This window comes from Nocardia wallacei (assembly GCF_029868745.1).
GTDB classification, from domain to species: Bacteria; Actinomycetota; Actinomycetes; order Mycobacteriales; family Mycobacteriaceae; genus Nocardia; species Nocardia wallacei_B.
Window position 1 is genome coordinate 1 of the sequence record NZ_JARWOP010000075.1, and the last position, 17555, is coordinate 17555.

The 17555-nt window shown below is 67.2% G+C and carries 17 protein-coding genes and 2 rRNA genes; 5 read left to right on the plus strand and 14 right to left on the minus strand.

The window, feature by feature from the left end; translation table 11 throughout:
* The 4 genes from QH470_RS04965 to QH470_RS04980 form a co-directional block, all read right to left on the minus strand.
* Positions 1–306: ribosomal RNA gene (locus tag QH470_RS04965) — 23S ribosomal RNA — on the minus strand; the annotation flags it as partial.
* Positions 307–619: 313 nt separating this feature from the next.
* Positions 620–2138, minus strand: a 16S ribosomal RNA gene (locus QH470_RS04970).
* Positions 2139–2684: 546 nt separating this feature from the next.
* Positions 2685–4310 (minus strand): chaperonin GroEL, encoded by a 1626-nt coding sequence (gene groL, locus QH470_RS04975; RefSeq protein WP_280271066.1) that lies wholly within the window; start codon positions 4308–4310, stop codon positions 2685–2687.
* Positions 4311–4500: 190 nt separating this feature from the next.
* Positions 4501–4794, minus strand: a complete 294-nt coding sequence (locus tag QH470_RS04980) for a hypothetical protein (protein ID WP_040751275.1) — start codon at positions 4792–4794, stop codon at positions 4501–4503.
* 95 nt (positions 4795–4889) lie between these two features.
* On the opposite strand from QH470_RS04980, the gene QH470_RS04985 reads away from it, so the two are divergent.
* Positions 4890–5654: a trans-aconitate 2-methyltransferase gene (locus QH470_RS04985; RefSeq protein ID WP_280271089.1), complete on the plus strand. Its 765-nt coding sequence runs from the start codon at positions 4890–4892 to the stop codon at positions 5652–5654.
* Between the two features lie 10 nt (positions 5655–5664).
* Here QH470_RS04985 and QH470_RS04990 read toward each other — a convergent pair whose 3' ends face one another.
* From QH470_RS04990 to QH470_RS05030, 9 genes are all read right to left on the minus strand, one after another.
* Positions 5665–6492: a Clp protease N-terminal domain-containing protein gene (locus QH470_RS04990; RefSeq protein WP_280271067.1), complete on the minus strand. Its 828-nt coding sequence runs from the start codon at positions 6490–6492 to the stop codon at positions 5665–5667.
* A 116-nt stretch (positions 6493–6608) separates the two neighbouring features.
* Complete coding sequence (locus QH470_RS04995; RefSeq protein WP_280271068.1) at positions 6609–7694, minus strand: NAD(P)/FAD-dependent oxidoreductase; 1086 nt, start codon at positions 7692–7694, stop codon at positions 6609–6611.
* Positions 7695–7927: 233 nt separating this feature from the next.
* Positions 7928–8806 (minus strand): RNA polymerase sigma-70 factor, encoded by an 879-nt coding sequence (locus QH470_RS05000; protein WP_280271069.1) that lies wholly within the window; start codon positions 8804–8806, stop codon positions 7928–7930.
* A 91-nt stretch (positions 8807–8897) separates the two neighbouring features.
* Positions 8898–9134: a hypothetical protein gene (locus QH470_RS05005; RefSeq protein WP_280271070.1), complete on the minus strand. Its 237-nt coding sequence runs from the start codon at positions 9132–9134 to the stop codon at positions 8898–8900.
* 99 nt (positions 9135–9233) lie between these two features.
* Positions 9234–9659 (minus strand): hypothetical protein, encoded by a 426-nt coding sequence (locus QH470_RS05010; protein ID WP_280271071.1) that lies wholly within the window; start codon positions 9657–9659, stop codon positions 9234–9236.
* A 102-nt stretch (positions 9660–9761) separates the two neighbouring features.
* Complete coding sequence (locus QH470_RS05015) at positions 9762–10115, minus strand: UBP-type zinc finger domain-containing protein (RefSeq protein ID WP_280271072.1); 354 nt, start codon at positions 10113–10115, stop codon at positions 9762–9764.
* Positions 10115–11596 carry an ATP-binding protein gene (locus QH470_RS05020; protein WP_280271073.1) on the minus strand — a complete coding sequence of 494 codons (1482 nt, stop codon included), beginning with the start codon at positions 11594–11596 and terminating at the stop codon, positions 10115–10117. Before QH470_RS05020 ends, QH470_RS05015 begins: the two co-directional genes overlap by 1 nt.
* Before the next feature lie 12 nt (positions 11597–11608).
* Positions 11609–13282, minus strand: coding sequence for an NAD(P)/FAD-dependent oxidoreductase (locus QH470_RS05025; RefSeq protein WP_280271074.1), 1674 nt, complete (start codon positions 13280–13282; stop codon positions 11609–11611).
* Between the two features lie 67 nt (positions 13283–13349).
* Positions 13350–13547 (minus strand): hypothetical protein, encoded by a 198-nt coding sequence (locus QH470_RS05030; RefSeq protein WP_280271075.1) that lies wholly within the window; start codon positions 13545–13547, stop codon positions 13350–13352.
* A gap of 243 nt (positions 13548–13790) precedes the next feature.
* Here QH470_RS05030 and QH470_RS05035 point away from each other — a divergent pair, with 243 nt between their 5' ends.
* Complete coding sequence (locus QH470_RS05035) at positions 13791–14240, plus strand: SRPBCC family protein (protein WP_280271076.1); 450 nt, start codon at positions 13791–13793, stop codon at positions 14238–14240.
* 6 nt (positions 14241–14246) lie between these two features.
* On the opposite strand, the gene QH470_RS05040 is transcribed toward QH470_RS05035, so the two are convergent.
* On the minus strand, positions 14247–15290 hold the full coding sequence (locus QH470_RS05040) for a beta-ketoacyl-ACP synthase III (protein ID WP_280271077.1): 1044 nt from the start codon (positions 15288–15290) through the stop codon (positions 14247–14249).
* 252 nt (positions 15291–15542) lie between these two features.
* Here QH470_RS05040 and QH470_RS05045 point away from each other — a divergent pair, with 252 nt between their 5' ends.
* The 3 genes from QH470_RS05045 (at position 15543) to QH470_RS05055 (ending at position 17531) form a co-directional block, all read left to right on the plus strand.
* A complete protein-coding gene (locus QH470_RS05045; protein WP_187685601.1) occupies positions 15543–15815 on the plus strand; it encodes a GlsB/YeaQ/YmgE family stress response membrane protein in 273 nt (90 codons plus the stop codon).
* A 124-nt stretch (positions 15816–15939) separates the two neighbouring features.
* Entirely contained in the window at positions 15940–16656 is a 717-nt protein-coding gene (locus QH470_RS05050) for a phosphatidylserine decarboxylase (RefSeq protein WP_280271078.1), read from the plus strand.
* Entirely contained in the window at positions 16653–17531 is an 879-nt protein-coding gene (locus QH470_RS05055) for a CDP-alcohol phosphatidyltransferase family protein (protein ID WP_280271079.1), read from the plus strand. The genes QH470_RS05050 and QH470_RS05055 overlap by 4 nt, the downstream gene beginning before the upstream one ends.
* Positions 17532–17555: the final 24 nt, after the last annotated feature.

Sequence of the window (17555 nt, forward strand, 5' to 3'; positions counted from 1 at the left end):
GCAACCCCTGCCGGGTATCACACACGCATGGTTTAGCCTCATCCGCTTTCGCTCGCCACTACTCACGGAATCACAATTGTTTTCTCTTCCTGTGGGTACTGAGATGTTTCACTTCCCCACGTTCCCTCCACACACCCTATATATTCAGGTGCGGGTAACACGACATCACTCGTGCTGGGTTTCCCCATTCGGAAATCCTCGGATCTCAGCTCGGTTGACAGCTCCCCGAGGCATATCGCAGCCTCCCACGTCCTTCATCGGCTCCTGGTGCCAAGGCATCCACCGAACGCTCTTAAACACTTACAAACAAAGATGCTCGCGTCCACTGTGCAGTTCTCAAACAACACACCCGATCCGAATCCACTTCCGACACCAGCACCCCAGTCCACAGACTGAAGCCGGTATGACCGGGGACCCGGCCGAATCGTTATCTTCGCCTAGAAAGAAACACTCGCGTGTTCTTTCAGGACCCAACAGTGTGCCGATATATCCCCACCGAAGCAAGGAAGTAGCCAGTGTTCCACCCATGAGCTTCCGCAGTCCCACAGTCGGGGACATGAACGGTCTCTGCCAGGCAACGACAACCTCTGTCATCGCGCTCTGGAGAAGTGCTCCTTAGAAAGGAGGTGATCCAGCCGCACCTTCCGGTACGGCTACCTTGTTACGACTTCGTCCCAATCGCCAATCCCACCTTCGACGGCTCCCTCCCACAAGGGGTTAGGCCACCGGCTTCGGGTGTTACCGACTTTCATGACGTGACGGGCGGTGTGTACAAGGCCCGGGAACGTATTCACCGCAGCGTTGCTGATCTGCGATTACTAGCGACTCCAACTTCACGGGGTCGAGTTGCAGACCCCGATCCGAACTGAGACCGGCTTTAAGGGATTCGCTCCACCTCACGGTCTCGCAGCCCTCTGTACCGGCCATTGTAGCATGTGTGAAGCCCTGGACATAAGGGGCATGATGACTTGACGTCGTCCCCACCTTCCTCCGAGTTGACCCCGGCAGTCTCCTGCGAGTCCCCGGCATAATCCGCTGGCAACACAGGACAAGGGTTGCGCTCGTTGCGGGACTTAACCCAACATCTCACGACACGAGCTGACGACAGCCATGCACCACCTGTACACCAGCCACAAGGGAACCGACATCTCTGCCGGCGTCTGGTGTATGTCAAACCCAGGTAAGGTTCTTCGCGTTGCATCGAATTAATCCACATGCTCCGCCGCTTGTGCGGGCCCCCGTCAATTCCTTTGAGTTTTAGCCTTGCGGCCGTACTCCCCAGGCGGGGTACTTAATGCGTTAGCTACGGCACGGATCCCGTGGAAGGAAACCCACACCTAGTACCCACCGTTTACGGCGTGGACTACCAGGGTATCTAATCCTGTTCGCTACCCACGCTTTCGCTTCTCAGCGTCAGTTACTGCCCAGAGACCCGCCTTCGCCACCGGTGTTCCTCCTGATATCTGCGCATTTCACCGCTACACCAGGAATTCCAGTCTCCCCTGCAGTACTCTAGTCTGCCCGTATCGCCCGCAAGCTTGGGGTTGAGCCCCAAGTTTTCACGAACGACGCGACAAACCGCCTACAAGCTCTTTACGCCCAGTAATTCCGGACAACGCTCGCACCCTACGTATTACCGCGGCTGCTGGCACGTAGTTGGCCGGTGCTTCTTCTACAGGTACCGTCACTCACGCTTCGTCCCTGTCGAAAGCGGTTTACAACCCGAAGGCCGTCATCCCGCACGCGGCGTCGCTGCATCAGGCTTCCGCCCATTGTGCAATATTCCCCACTGCTGCCTCCCGTAGGAGTCTGGGCCGTGTCTCAGTCCCAGTGTGGCCGGTCGCCCTCTCAGGCCGGCTACCCGTCGTCGCCTTGGTAGGCCATTACCCCACCAACAAGCTGATAGGCCGCGGGCCCATCTCGCACCGATAAATCTTTCCACCACAAACCATGCGATTCGTGGTCATATCCGGTATTAGACCCAGTTTCCCAGGCTTATCCCAGAGTACGAGGCAGATCACCCACGTGTTACTCACCCGTTCGCCGCTCGTGTACCCCGAAGGGCCTTACCGCTCGACTTGCATGTGTTAAGCACGCCGCCAGCGTTCGTCCTGAGCCAGGATCAAACTCTCCGTTGAAGACTCACAAACCACACTTCCCAAGGGAAGCGTAATCAGAAGTAATCTCGAACCAGAGTCCGAAAACCTAACTTAAACGCCAGCCGGAAAAATAGCTGACAAAAAATACCCGACCCTCACACGGGGGTGTAGAGAGCCGGAACCAAAATAATTGGCACTGACATTCATCGACACACTATTGAGTTCTCAAAGAACACACGCACGCACCATCTTTCGGACTTCCGCCCGATCGATCGGTGAGGCAACTTTTCCAGCTTAGCTCAGCCAGCCACCCCGATCCAAATCGGGGTCTCGGTCGAGCCGTGTGATCTACCAGGCGCTCATCGTCCAACCTCGTGTCCCTGACCTTTCGGCCCGGGTCGGTGTCCGTGTCGCTCTGACCTGGAATAAATTACGTGCCGACCGCTTTCGATGTCAAATCGCCTGGTCATACGGCCGATCAGGCCCTATTCCCCGAACCGACCTATTGGTACCGAAATGCCGGAAGCCGGCCCACCCGAATAGGTGGACCGGCTTCCGAGAAAAGACAGCTCGGATGGCTCGGACTCAGAAGTCCATGCCGCCCATGCCGCCGGTCGGGTCGCCCGCGGGGGCGGCCTGCTTCTCCGGCTTGTCGGCGACGACGGCCTCGGTGGTGAGGAACAGCGCCGCGATCGAGCCCGCGTTCTGCAGGGCCGAACGGGTCACCTTCACCGGGTCGGCGACGCCGGCCTTCAGCAGGTCCTCGTACTCGCCCGAGTCGGCGTTGAGGCCGTGGCCGGCGGGCAGGCCCGCGACCTTCTCGGCCACCACGCCGGGCTCCAGGCCCGCGTTGAAGGCGATCTGCTTCAGCGGAGCGGCCAGCGCGACCTTCACGATGTTCGCGCCGGTGGCCTCGTCACCGGTCAGCTTCAGCTCGTCCAGAGCCGGGCCGGCCTGCAGCAGGGCCACGCCACCACCGGGGACGATGCCCTCCTCGACGGCCGCCTTGGCGTTGCGCACCGCGTCCTCGATGCGGTGCTTGCGCTCCTTCAGCTCCACCTCGGTGGCGGCGCCGGCCTTGATCACCGCAACACCGCCGGCCAGCTTGGCCAGGCGCTCCTGCAGCTTCTCGCGGTCGTAGTCGGAGTCGCTGTTCTCGATCTCGGTACGGATCTGCGCGACCCGGCCCTTGATGGCCTCGGCGTCGCCCGCGCCGTCGACGATGGTGGTCTCGTCCTTGGTGACGACCACCTTGCGGGCCTGGCCCAGCAGATCGACGGTGGCGTTCTCCAGGTTGAGGCCGACCTCTTCGCTGATGACCTCGCCACCGGTCAGGATGGCGATGTCGGCCAGCTGCGCCTTGCGGCGGTCACCGAAGCCCGGGGCCTTGACGGCGACGGACTTGAAGGTGCCGCGGATCTTGTTGACCACCAGGGTCGACAGGGCCTCGCCCTCGACGTCCTCGGCGATGATCAGCAGCGGCTTGCCGGCCTGGATGACCTTCTCCAGCAGCGGCAGCAGGTCCTTGACGGTCGACACCTTCGAACCGACCAGCAGGATGTACGGGTCCTCGAGGACCGCTTCCTGACGCTCGGGGTCGGTCACGAAGTAACCGGAGATGTAGCCCTTGTCGAAGCGCATGCCCTCGGTCAGCTCCAGCTGGAGACCGAAGGTGTTGCTCTCCTCGACGGTGATGACGCCTTCCTTGCCGACCTTGTCCATGGCCTCGGCGATCAGCTCACCGATGGACTGGTCGCCCGCCGAGATGGCGGCGGTAGCGGCGATCTGCTCCTTGGTCTCGACCTCCTTGGCCGACTCGAGCAGACGGTTGGTGACGGCCTCGACGGCCTTCTCGATGCCGCGCTTCAGGCCCAGCGGGTTGGCGCCGGCCGCGACGTTGCGCAGGCCCTCGCGCACCAGCGCCTGGGCGAGCACGGTGGCGGTGGTGGTGCCGTCACCCGCGACGTCGTCGGTCTTCTTGGCGACCTCCTTGACCAGCTCGGCGCCGATCTTCTCGTAGGGGTCCTCCAGCTCGATCTCCTTGGCGATGGACACGCCATCGTTGGTGATCGTGGGGGCGCCCCACTTCTTCTCCAGGACGACGTTGCGGCCCTTGGGGCCCAGCGTCACCTTGACAGCGTCGGCGAGGCTGTTCAGACCCCGCTCGAGGCCGCGGCGGGCCTCTTCGTCGTACGCAATCGTCTTGGCCATTGCGAAGTGATCCTCCAGGATTGGGGGTGACACGATGCTGGCCAGGCTCGGTGCCCGCGACGGACGAACGGGGGTGTCGTGGCTCCCGATCTCACCGTCCCGACCTGGCACTCACAGGTCGAGAGTGCCAGATCCCTTTCTAGCACTCAGCGATGGTGAGTGCAAGGTCATCGGCGGTGGTGGACGAGAACTACATGGTGTCGGTGACGCGCAGCGCCAGAGCGAGGAAGGCGTCGGTGCGCCGCTCCTCAGGCGAACGGGGCTCACCGCGCTCGACGGTGACCTGCTCGGCGTCGTGCAGCAGCAGCTCCGCCTCGATCCGCATGATGGCGCGGATGAACGGCGGGGCCACCTCCGGTGGGAGATCCCCGTTGACGATGTAGCTACCGTCCGGACCGTCCTCGGTTTGCACATAGGAAAGCGCGCGCAGCAGGTCAGCGCGCAGTTCCCCCGCGATCAGGTCGGAATCCACGTCATCCGCCATAGCGACATCGTATCTTGACAACCCTTGTGCAACCCGCAACCGGGTCTTACAGTACGTACGTACGGTTTGGGATGCGGAAAGATCGGGAGCGGCCGATGTGGGATCCACAGCAGTATCTGGCCTTCGACAACCACCGCTCGCGGCCCTTTTTCGAGTTGCTCGGACGGATCGGCGCGCAGCGTCCGCGGCGGGTCGTGGACCTGGGCTGCGGGCCCGGACATCTGACCACCACCCTGACCGAGCGGTGGCCCGGCGCCGTGGTCGAGGCGTCGGATTCCTCGCCGCAGATGGTCGCCGCCGCGCGGGCCCGGGGTGTCCACGCCACTCTGCTGGACGTGCGCGAGTGGGAGCCCGAGCCGGATACCGACGTGGTGGTGTGCAACGCGGTACTGCAGTGGGTGCCCGGCCATCCCGCGGTGCTCACCGACTGGGCGGCGAAATTGCCCCCGGGCGCCTGGCTGGCGATCCAGGTACCGGGCAACTTCGACGCGCCCTCGCATCGATCGATCCGGGAACTGGCCGCGCGGGACGACTGGCGGGATCGGCTCGAGCCGACCGGCGTCCGCTCGGCCCGCAACGTGCTCGACCCCACCGGTTACGCCACCGTGCTGACCGAGGCGGGCTGTGCCGTCGACGCTTGGGAGACCACCTACCTCCAGCGCCTGACCGGCGACGATCCGGTGCTGAAATGGGTTTCGGGGACGGCGCTGCGCCCGGTCCGCGATGTCCTGGACGACGCGAGCTGGGACCGCTTCGTCGCCGAACTGACGCCGCTGCTGCGGGCCGCCTACCCGCAGCAGCCCGACGGCACTACCTGGCTGCCGTTCCGCCGCGTCTTCGCCGTTGCCCAGAAACCGTGAGCGACGGCAGTCAGTTCGGGCGGGGCGGTGTCGGGGGTTGCGGCGGTTCCGGGGAACCCGGCGGCGTCGGCGGGACCGGCGGCGTGGGCGGGACCGGCGGACGCGGCGGCACGGGCGGATTCGGGGACCCGGTGACGAACTGGGCGAGTTGGGCCGCGATGTCGCCTTCCAGTTCGTCCTTGCGCAGACCCAGCCCCGAGAGGACGCCGTTGCCGTCCTCGTGTTCCAGCAGGGCGAGCAGGATGTGTTCGGTGCCGATGTAGTTGTGGCCCAAGCGAAGTGCTTCGCGGAAGGTCAGCTCCAGGGCCTTGCGGGCGGCGGCGTTGTAGGGGATGAGTTCGGGGACGTCCTCGGTGGCCGGCGGCAGCGCGGCGGCGGCGACCCGGCGCACGGCCTCGAGGGTGACGCCCTTCGATGTGATCGCGTGGGCCGCAAGGCTTTTGGGCTCGCTGAGCAGGGCCAGCACGAGATGTTCGGGCTGGATCTCGGCATTGCCCGCACGGCGGGCCTCCTCCTGCGAGACCACCACGACCGAGCGCGCCCGTTCGGTGAAACGCGCGAATCCGGCGTTCGGGTCCATGGCCGGATCGGTGGTCGCCTTCGGGACGAACCGCTTCTGCGCGGCCTGCTTGCTGACGCCCATGCTGCCGCCGATGTCGGTCCACGAGGCGCCGGCGCGGCGGGCCTGGTCGACGAAGTGACCGATCAGGTGATCGGCCACCTCGCCCAGGTGGCCGCCGACGACGACCGCGTCGGACAGTTGCTCCAGGACATTGTCGGGGCGCGCTTTCTTTATGCCGTCGATCAGGTCGTCGAGGCGTACGTTGATGTCTGTCATGCGTCAACAATAGGTTGACTACATGCGCAACGTCAACGATTAGTTGACACAGGTTCGCGTCGAGCGAAGTTTCCGACAGTGCGGCGGTCCAGCGCCTGGCCGCACGGCAAATTCGCTCACCCCTTCGCGGGACGCGCCGCGCCGCGCACGATGAGTTCCTTGACCCAGGCCGCGGGGCGCCCGGTGAGCGCGCGGTCGGTCGGGGTGTCGTCGGGGCGGACGAACTGGATGACGCCGTCGCGGCGGCCCAGGCTGAGGCACTGGATGTAGTACCGGAAGCGCAATGGGGCAGGCTCCTCGCCGCGCAGGCGGGCAAGCACCGCCGCGGCCGCGTGCGCGCCGGTGGGCAGCGCGGTGGCGCAGGCCATGCGGAGTTCGCGGCCGCCGGGGCCCGCGATGGCCGCGGCGTCACCGGCGGCGTAGATGGCCGAATCGGAGGTCCGCAGTGCCTCGTCGACCAGTAGGCGGCCGCGGCCGTCGACGGCGAGCCCGGCCTCGGCGGCGAGCGTGGGGACCTCGAAACCCGTTGTCCACAGGACGGTTTCGGCGTCGAAGCGGGTGCCGTCGGCGAGGCGCAGGCCGTCCGGCAGCACCTCGACCACCTTCGCGCCGGACCGCACCTCGACACCGAGCCGGTCCAGCGTGGCGCGGATGTGGCGGCGGGCGCGGTCGGACAGCCAGGCGCCCGGTTCCTCCGAACTCACCAGTGCCACTGCGAGATCCGGGCGTGATTCGGCGAGTTCCGCGGCGGTCTCGATGCCGGTCGACCCGGCGCCGACGACTGCCACGCGGCCCGATGCCGCCTGCCACCGCGCGACATCCTCGGGAGTAGCGACGGTTCGGGCGTATTGCCGCACGCCCGCGACGCTGTCCACGTCGGCGGCACTGCCGAGGGCATAGACGAGCAGGTCGTACTCGACGACGGCGCCGTCGGCCAGGCTGATTTGCTTCAACCCGGGATCGAGCGCCACGGCCCGGTCCTCGATGAAGCGAATCTTCTTGCGCTCCAGCAACTCTCGCAGGTCTCGGCGCGGAATCGGCTGTCCGGCGGCCAGCTGGTGCAGCCGCACCCGCTCGACGAACTGCGGCCGCGCGTCCACCACGGTGATCTGCGCGTCGCGCGCGCGGCGAGCCAGCTTGCCCGCCGCCGACAGGCCCGCGTACCCGGCGCCCAGCACGACGATCCGTTGCTCTCCGGTCATGAGTGACTCCTTTTCGAGAAGGCCGACACTTGTCAGACCGGGTAGCGCCGGAATGTCTGACAGGTTCGGTGAGTGGGGTGAGTCACAGCCGTTCAGCAGGAACCGGGAGTGTGGATCCCGGCCAAAAGCGCGCCGGGATGACCAGGAGAGAGCGTGCCCGATGACAGGAGAGAGCGTGCCCGATGACGGGAGAGAGCGTGCCCGATGAGAGGGGAGCGTGCCCGATTCGGAGGTCAGGCGGTGCGGGCGTAGTAGGCGAGTTTGGCGGGGTTCAAGATGAGGCGGACCGCGGAGATGTTGTCCGCGTTGAGGTCCGCGGAGCCGATGACGAGCACGGTGTCGGCGACTCGGGCTACCGCGGCGGGGGCACCGTTGATTTCCTCGATGGTGAGTTCGAGGCCGGGGACGGTGCGGGTGAACAGGCCGGTCAGGTAGCGGGCGACCCGGGCGGAACCGGTGACCGGGCGCCGGGCCGCGGTGACCTCGCCGCCGCCGTCGGCCAGCGCCACGATGTCGGCGGCGAACATCTGCTCGAGGGCCGTGAGGTCGCCGGCGCGGGCGGCCGCCACGAAACGTTCGAAGAGTGCGCGGGCCTGATCGGGGGTCGCGGTGAAGCGGTTGTTCCCGCTGCGGACGCGGCGGCGTGCCCGGCTGTACAGCTGCTGGGAGTTGGCCTCGGACAGCTCCAGCATCTCGGCGACCTCGCCGTGCGTGTAGCCGAAGGCCTCGCGCAGGACGAATACCGCGCGCTCCACCGGGGACAATCGTTCCAGCAGCGTGAGCATCGCCATCGACACCAGTTCTCGCTGCTCAGCCGATTCCAACGGTCCGAGTTCGCCGCGGCCGGTCGGCACCGGCTCCGGCAGCCACGGCCCGACGTAGGTCTCCCGGCGCGCGCGGGCCGAATCCAGCCAGGTGCGGCACAGATTGACCACCACCGTGGTCAACCACGCTTCGGCGGAACGGATCTCGGCACGGTCGGTGACGTCCCAGCGCAGGTAGGCCTCCTGCACGGCGTCTTCGGCCTCGCTCGCCGCGCCGAGCATGCGGTACGCGAGGGCGAACAGGCGCGGCCGGTGCCGCTCGAATTCGGCCAGTCCCGTCTGGTCCACCCGCTCACCCGCCTTCGTCCGCAATCGTCGGGCGACGATACCCGCTACGCGCCCGGTGCCGTGACGGCCCTAGAGGACACCGCCGTGGCGGTCAGTTCGGCGCGACGGTGGGCGGTTCGGCCGAGGTCGTGGGTTCGCGTTCCGGGCGCGGCAATCGGAGGTCCGGGAGGCGGAGCTTCGGACGTTCGCTGGTGGTCGGCGCGACGGTAGTGGTGGCCGGGGTGTTCCGGCGCAGTTCGCTGCCGCCCGAGCCACTGTCCGGATCACAGGCGGTGAGTGTGACCGCGACGGCACCGGCGGCCAGCACCGCAATCGCCAACTTCTGCACGGGATTTCCCCCCGATCGGGCGCCACACCTGCCGCAGCGCATGCGGAAACGGTGCGCCCCAGCCCTTATCGACCGCCTAACGATCGGTTAACGCGGAACCTACTTCTCGGTGATGCCGATGGCCTCGGCGACCGGGGTATCGGCTTGGCTGCCGGCCAGGCAGACCAGTTTGGCTGTGCCCAGCGCGACATTGGGGCTGCCGTCGAACTTGGAGCCCGGGTTTTCGGCGAGTATCCGTTCCAGCAGCGACTTTTCGGCGTCGGTGTCCAGGGTCTTGAACTCGCCGCAGGTCGTTTGCGAGGCGGGACCGAGGGCGGCGTTACCCGACCCGGCCGCGGTCGTCGGGGGCGGCGCCGGGGGCTCCGGCGGGGCGGGAGACTCCGGCGGCGCGGGGGCCGCGGAGGTGGACGGCGCGTTTCTACGCAGTCCGGCGGCGTCGGTGCCGGAGTCGTCGTTGCCGCCGCAGGCGGTCAGGCCCAGTGCCAGTGCGCTCAGCACGACGGCAGTCGCCGAAAGTCGTTTCATAAACGTCCGAATCCCGGTTGTCGCATGCACCGGGTCAGTCCGGCGCGCGTCGCACAGTACCGGGCTCGGCCGAGATTGAAAACCCGATGCGGGCGCGTGGCCTCAGTGGATCTGTTGCTGCCAGTCGCGCGGCACCCGATCGCGCGGGCCCGGTGCGGTCTGGTCCTTCGGATGGTGGTGCGGCGGCGCCAGTTCGGGCCCCTCGCCGTACATCTCCTCGGTGCGGAAGTTCCAGAACCATTCCTCGCCGGGCTCGTAACTCTGTACGAACGGATGCCCGGTGGCGGCGAAGTGCTTGCTCGCGTGCTGTTCCGGCGAGGAGTCGCAGCAGCCGACGTGCCCGCACTGCGCGCAGCGCCGCAGATGCACCCACCACCCCTGGGCCGCTTCGCATTCCACGCAGCCGGGCCCGCTGGGCGCCACCGCGGGGTCGATGCCCTCGATCGTCTCGGCCATCACTCACCTCCGGTATCGGTTTGCACGACTTGGTTTTCCGATCCTTCGTCGGCGGCGGCCGGGTTCAGCGGCAGCCGCACGATGAAGCGGGTGTCGCCGGGAACCGACTCGACGCGGATGTCGCCGCCGTGCTTCTTCACCACGATCCGGAACGAGATGTCCAGTCCCAGACCGGTTCCCTCGCCGACCGGCTTGGTGGTGAAGAACGGCTCGAAGATCCGATTGCGGATATCGTCCGGTACGCCGGGCCCGGTGTCGCCGATCGACACTGCGGCGCAGTCGTTCTCGCGGTAGGTGCGCACGGTGAGCGTGCCCGCGCCAGCCATCGCGCCGACCGCGTTGTCGATCAGATTGGTCCACACCTGATTCAATTCCGCGGCGTAGCAGGGCACCTCGGGCAGGGTGCGGTCGTAGTCCTTGACGATCGCGATGCCGTCCCCGATCTTGCGAGCCAGCATGACCAGGGTGCTGTCGAGCAGTTCGTGGAGGTCGACCACCTGGAACGGCGCCCGGTCCATCTGTGAGTACTGCTTGGCCGCGTTCACCAGCGAGGAGATTCGCACGGTGGAGTCGGTGATCTCGTTCATCAGCAGCTCGGTCTCGACCGTGTAGTTGAGCCAGCGGATCGCGCCCTCGAAGACGCCGTTGTCGGCGCCCTCCAGCGTGCCCGCGACCTTCTCCAGCCAGTCGGTGTCGAAACCGGCCTGCACGAAGGTCGGCGCGATGTCCCAGCCGTTGGCGATGCCGTGGTCGGTGAGCCAGTCGCCGAGCTCGTCCTCGCGGTCGGCGGCCTCCAGCGTGGTCAGCGTCGGGGCCTTGGCGACCTGGGTGGCCGCCTCCTCCTGCAGCTGCACCAGCGCCTCCAGCGCGGACGAGTCGAACTTGCCGTGCGCCATCATCTTCAGCTTGTGCCGCATCCCGGCGACCCGGTCGCGCAGCGACGAGGTGGCCCGCACCGCCGCGGCCGCGGGGTTGTTCAGCTCGTGCGTCAGACCCGCCGACAGCGACCCGAGAGCCAGCAGCCGCTCGCGCTGGCCGATGATCTCGTTGGCGTTGCGGTTGCCGAAGAACACCCCCTCGAGCAGGTGCAGCGCCATCGGGAACCACTCCTGCATCATGCGGGCGAAGGTCCCGGCGTCGAGCACGAAGAATTTCGACGGCCTGGTCACCGTGAGCGTGCCGTTGTAGTTCTGCTCGGCCTTGTCGCCCATGTAGGCGGTCCAGGCGCCGGCGTAGGAGCCGCGGTGGTCGGTGCGCACCAGCTCGATCTCCTCGCCGGCGGACAGTTTGGTCAGCACGACCTCGCCGTCCATCAGCACGTAGAAGCAGGTCGCCGCGTCACCCTCGCGGTACACCAGCCCGGGTTCGAACAGCTCCACGCGGCCGTCGCGGCACAGCCACGCCAGTTGGTCGTCGTCGAGCTTCTCGAACAGGAACAGCGTCCGGAGTTCCTCCGGATCGCAGATCGCCTGGGTGCCCATCCGGCACACCTCCTACTGTTTCGCGATGTATCGGTGGACGAGCATGACGGCCATCGCGCCCTCGCCCACGGCGGACGCGACCCGTTTCGCCGACTCCGAGTGCACATCGCCGGCCACGAAGACGCCGGGGACGCTGGTCTCGAGGTGATGCGGCGGCCGCGGCAGTTCCCATCCGGCGGGGCGATTGCCGTCGACCAGCAGGTCCGGACCGGCCAGCACATAGCCCGCCGCATCGCGCGCGACCAGGCCGTCGAGCCAGTCGGTCTCGGGCGCGGCGCCGATGAACAGGAACAACCGCTCGGCCTCCACTTTTTCTTCCGTGCCGGTGGCGTTGTTGCGCAGCACGATCCGCTCCAGGTGATCGTCGCCGTCGGCGGAGACCACCTCCGTGCAGGTGTGCACCTTGATGTTCGGGATCTGCTCGATCTGCCGAATCAGGTAGTGCGACATGGACTTGTCGAGAGAATCGCCGCGCACCAGGATGTGCACGGTCCGCGCGTTGCGGGACAGGAACACCGCCGCCTGGCCCGCCGAGTTCGCGCCGCCCACGATGTAGATTTCGCGGTCGGCGCAATCGGCGGCCTCGGTCATCGCGGCGCCGTAGTACACGCCGCGCCCGGTGAAGTCGTCCACGCCCGGCGCCGGATGATGGCGATAGTTGACGCCGGTGGCGATGAGCACCGAATGCGCCGCGACCGAACTGCCGTCGTCGAATCGCACCACCCGGGCCGAACCGCACACCTCGAGTGCGACCACGCGGCGCGCGGTGATCAGCTCGGCGCCGAACTTGACCGCCTGCCGACGAGCCCGATCGGCCAGCTGCGCGCCCGACAATCCGTCGGGGAAGCCCAGGTAGTTCTCGATGCGGGAACTCTGACCGGCCTGGCCGCCGGTCGCGGTGCGCTCTACCAGCACGGTCCGCAGCCCCTCGGACGCGCCGTACACCGCGGCGCCGAGCCCGGCCGGGCCGCCGCCGACCACGATGAGGTCGTAGAAGTCGCCGGTCGGGTCGGTGTTGAGGCCCACGCTGCCGGCCAATTCGCTGTCGCTCGGGGTGATCAGCGCCTGCCCGGTGGCGTCGATCACGACGGGGCACTGGTCCTGGGTGGCGCCCGCGGCCACGAGCAGGCGCGCGCCCTCCGGCTCGTCGGCCAGGTACCAACGGTAGGGCAGCTGGTTGCGGGCGAGGAATTCGCGCACTTCCGAACAGCGGGCGGACCAGCGGTGACCGATCACCTTGGTCTCGTGCACGGGGCGATGATCGTCGCCGCGCCACGCTTCGAGCAGCGCGTCGATCACCGGATACAGCTTCTCCTCCGGCGGATCCCAGGGCTTGAGCAGATAGTGATCGAGATCGACGACATTGATCGCCTCGATCGCGGCATTGGTATCGGCATACGCGGTGAGCAGCACCCGGCGCGCGTACGGATGCAGATCCATGGCCTGTTCCAGGAATTCGATGCCGTCCATCCCCGGCATCCGGTAATCGGCGATCAACACCGCGACCGGTTGACCCCGGAGTTTCATCTCGCGCAGCGCGTCGAGTGCCGACGCACCCGATTCGGCGCGCAGAATTCGATAATCCGCCCCGTAGCGGCGCCGCAAGTCGCGGACCACGGCCCGGGAGACGCCCGGATCGTCGTCGACGCTCAGGATTGCCGGTTTGGCGACAGCTGGTGAAGTCACATCGAAAGTATGGGCGTCGACGCAAGCCCGCGTGTCCCGCGGCCGGAGATCGGACCCCCGAGTTCGCTCACAGCCGATGGTGCTGGACCAGATCCAGCTCCGTCGGAGTCAGCAATCGCTCCAGTCGCTCCTCGCGCTCGGCGGCGCGACGTCTGGAACTCCTACCACTCGACCCCACCCCCGCAGTGATGTCTTCCGAATCGGAAACCGGCAGCAGCGGAACGGAATCCGCCTGACTGCGGTGGAGGGGAAAGCGCAGTTTCACGGCCGATCACCTCACGTTGGACGAAAACTCGGGCTCAGTCGGTTGCTTCATTGCCTTCCGCTTCATCTATCCGCCATTGTGCGTCGTTTATTACAGAAGGGGGTACCCATCACATCAGAATGTGATCTAGTTGATTTTCAATCGAGTGTGGTCCGGATCACTGAACGTGCCGCGCGATGGGTACACGGACCTGCTGTCCCAGTACGATTTCCGGTACCGATCGTCACACTCCCGGAGGCAGCGTTGCCGAACACTCTCGAAGCCACCGTCGACATCTCCGCCCCGCCGGAGCGGGTCTGGGCGGTCGTCTCGGACCTGAAGCGGATGCCCGAGTTCAGCCCGAACACGGTCCGGATGGTCTCACTGGGCGCGCTGCGCACCGGCGCCTGGACGGTCAATCTCAACCGCGACGGCCGCAAGTACTACCCGACCACCTCGCGCATCGTCCGGCTCGAGCCCCACCGCGCGTTCGCGTTCCGGATGAACGAGAACGGCACGGTGTGGAGTTACACGCTGGAGCCGACCGAGTCGGGCACCAGGCTGATCGAACGTCGCGATGTGCCCAACGGGGTCCGCAAGCCGGTGCGCGTGCTGATCGACGCGTTCCTGGGCGGCGAGCAGCAGTTCGAGGAGAACCTGGTGCGCGGCATGAACGAAACGCTCGGCAAGATCAAGGCCGCCGCCGAGCGGTAGCTCCGCTCAGGCGTGCCCCTCGGTGTGCCAGTTGGGCAGCTTCACGACCTGCGCGGCGTAGGACAGGCCCGCGCCGAAGGCCACCAGCAGGGCATCGGCGCCGGGTTTGGTCTCGCCGCTGCGTAGTAGGGCCTCCATGGCCAGCGGGATCGAGGCGGCGGAGGTATTGCCCGTCTCCTCGATGTCGTTGGCCAGGGCGCAGTCCTCGGGCAGCTTCAGTTCGCGGGCCATGATCTCGATGATGCGGCCGTTGGCCTGGTGCGGGACCATCGCGTCCAGGTCCGCGGGGGTGAGCCCGGCCCGGTCGATGGCGTCGAGGCAGACCTTCTTCAACGAATGCGCGGCCCAGCGGAAGACCGCGGTGCCCTCCATCGCGAGGTACGGGCGGACGGCGTCGAGGCCCTTCTCCTCGATCTCGCCGAAGAACTCCATCCAGTCCTTGTCCTGACGGATGGCGTGGTGCTGGGTGCCGTCGGAACCCCAGACGGTCGGGCCGATGCCCGGCTCGTCGGACGGGCCGATGACGACCGCGCCCGCGCCGTCGGCGAACAGGAACGCGGTGCCGCGGTCGGCCGGGTTGATCGCGTCGGTGAGGCGTTCGACGCCGATGACCAGCGCGTGCCCCGCGCTGCCGCCCTTGACCAGGTCGGATGCCAGGCCCACGGCGTGACAGAACCCGGCACAGCCGGCCGAGATGTCGAATGCCGCGGGGTTGCTCAGACCCAATTCGGTGGCGATCTGCGGCGCCGCGGCCGGGGTGAGCAGCAGCCACGTGGACGTGGCGACGATGACACAGCCGATCTGGTCGGGACTCACGCCGGCCGCCGCCATCGCGTCGCGCGCCGCCGCGGCGCTCATGCCGATGATGGTTTCCGAATCGGAGGCGAACCGCCGGGTCTTGATGCCCGAGCGGGTGCGGATCCATTCGTCGCTGGACTCGATAGGCCCTGCGACCTCGTCGTTGGTGACCACCCGGGCCGGGCGGTACACGCCGAGCCCGAGCATCGCGGTGTGCTCCGCCCCCGTGACCTGGGCGAGTCGAGCAGCCATCGTGCTTCTCCTAGGTACCTGCCTGGCAGGGGTGTCACGGGCCTGGGGCCCCACCCGCGCATCGAACATTCCTTCATCGGGCCCTCACCGGGCGGGCTCGCTGGCGAGACCGCAGACATGAGGCCCCCTCATATTAGCCGGAAGATTATCGGGCGTCGTGGGTATTGTCACAATCGATCGGGTATTGCCAGTCCACGAGCCGGTTATACGACCGGCAGTGACCTGTTCCGACGAGTGATTCGAGGACACATCATGCTCGGTCTGGGAATTATCGGCTGGATCATCATCGGCGGCTTGGCCGGTTGGATCGCCAGCAAGTTCATGGGGACGGACGCCCAGCAGGGCATCTTCCTCAACATCGTGGTGGGCGTCGTGGGCGGCCTGATCGGTGGCTTCCTGCTCAAGCTGCTGGGGGTCGACGTCGAGGGCGGCGGCATCATCTTCAGCTTCCTCACCTGCCTCGGTGGCGCGGCCATCCTGTTGTTCCTGGTGGGTCTGGTCACCGGGCGCCGAAAAGTGGGCTGAGCCCGGCGGACCCGCACTGCCGCAGCGACCCGGTCGCTGCGGCAGTGTGCTGTCGCAGCACACCCCCGAGCGCGGCATGTCCCGTAAGGTGTGTGCGACTTGTCCGCGCACGAAAGAGGAGCCCGTGGCCCGCCGCCCCACCCCGCCCGGCACGCCCGACCGCACCGGTCTCGGTCATGTCGCCGACCTGGTCCGCGATGCGATCCCCCCGCTGCACCCCGCCGGCCTGCCGTTCGTGGCGACGCCGCTGGCCGTCGCATTACTGGCCCGGCGCCGGAAGTGGTTGCGGCGCGGCGGTTTCGCGGCCGCGGCGGCGACGGCGGCGTTCTTCCGGCACCCGCACCGCGTGCCGCCGAACCGGGCGAACGTCGTGATCGCCCCCGCCGACGGGCAGATCGCGCTGGTCGACACCGCGGTGCCGCCCGCCGAGCTGAACCTCGGCGACGCCGAACTGCCCCGGGTGAGCATCTTCCTGTCGGTACTGGACGTGCACGTGCAGCGCACGCCTGTATCGGGCACCGTGCGCGAGATCGCGTACCAGCGCGGCCAATTCCGCTCCGCCGATCTGCCCGAGGCCAGCTCGGTCAACGAGCGCAACAGCATGGTGCTGGAGACCGACGCCGGGCAACTGGTGACGGTGGTGCAGATCGCGGGGCTGCTGGCCCGGCGGATCGTGTGTGATGCCAAGGTCGGCGACAAGCTGGCCATCGGCGACACCTACGGGCTGATCCGGTTCGGTTCCCGGGTCGACACCTACTTCCCGGCCGGGACCCAGCTGCTCGTGAACCCCGGGCAGCGCACCATCGGCGGGGAGACGGTGCTCGCCGAACTGCTGTCATGATCGAAGAGACCGTGACCGAGCACGGACGACGACGACGGACGGTCCGGCTGCTGCCCAGCATCGTGACGATCCTGGCGCTGTGCGCGGGGTTGTCGGCGGTGAAATTCGCCCTCGAGGGTTCGCTGAGTACCGCGGTGGCCATGATCGGCGCGGCGGCCGTGCTCGACACCCTCGACGGCCGGCTGGCCCGAATGCTCTCGGCCACCACCAAGATCGGCGCCGAACTCGATTCGCTCGCGGACGCGATCTCCTTCGGCGTCTCGCCCGCGCTGGTGCTGTACGTGACGTTCCTGAACCAGGACAGCCGGGGCTGGATCATCGCGCTGATCTATGCGGTCAGCATCGTGTTGCGGCTGGCCCGGTTCAACACGCTGATGGACGACGACACCCGGCCGGACTGGCAGCGCGAGTACTTCGTGGGCGTGCCCGCGCCGGCCGCCGCGCTCATCGGAATGCTGCCGCTCGTGGCACACCAGCAGTTCGGTAACGGCTGGTGGAACGAATTTCCTCTGGTGGCGGCGTGGACGATCTTCGCGGCACTGCTCGCGGTCAGCGCCATCCCCACCCTGGCGATGAAGTCGGTCTCGGTGGCGCCTCAGGCCGCGGCCCTGCTCCTGGTCCTGGTCGCCCTGGCCGCTGCCGCGCTGGTCACCTATCCGCGCGTCCTGCTGATCGTGCTGGTGGTGCTGTATCTGGCCCACATCCCGTTCGCCTGGCGCTCCCAACGCTGGGTCGCGGCCCGGCCCGAGACCTGGCACCACAAACCGGCCGAACGACGCGCCCAGCGGCGCGCCGCCCGGCGCCGCCCGGCCCTGCGGGTGGGGGTGTCGACGTCGCGGTTACGGCTGCGGCGTCCCGGCGCCCGCCAGCGCTGACCGGACACCCCCATAATGGGTCGG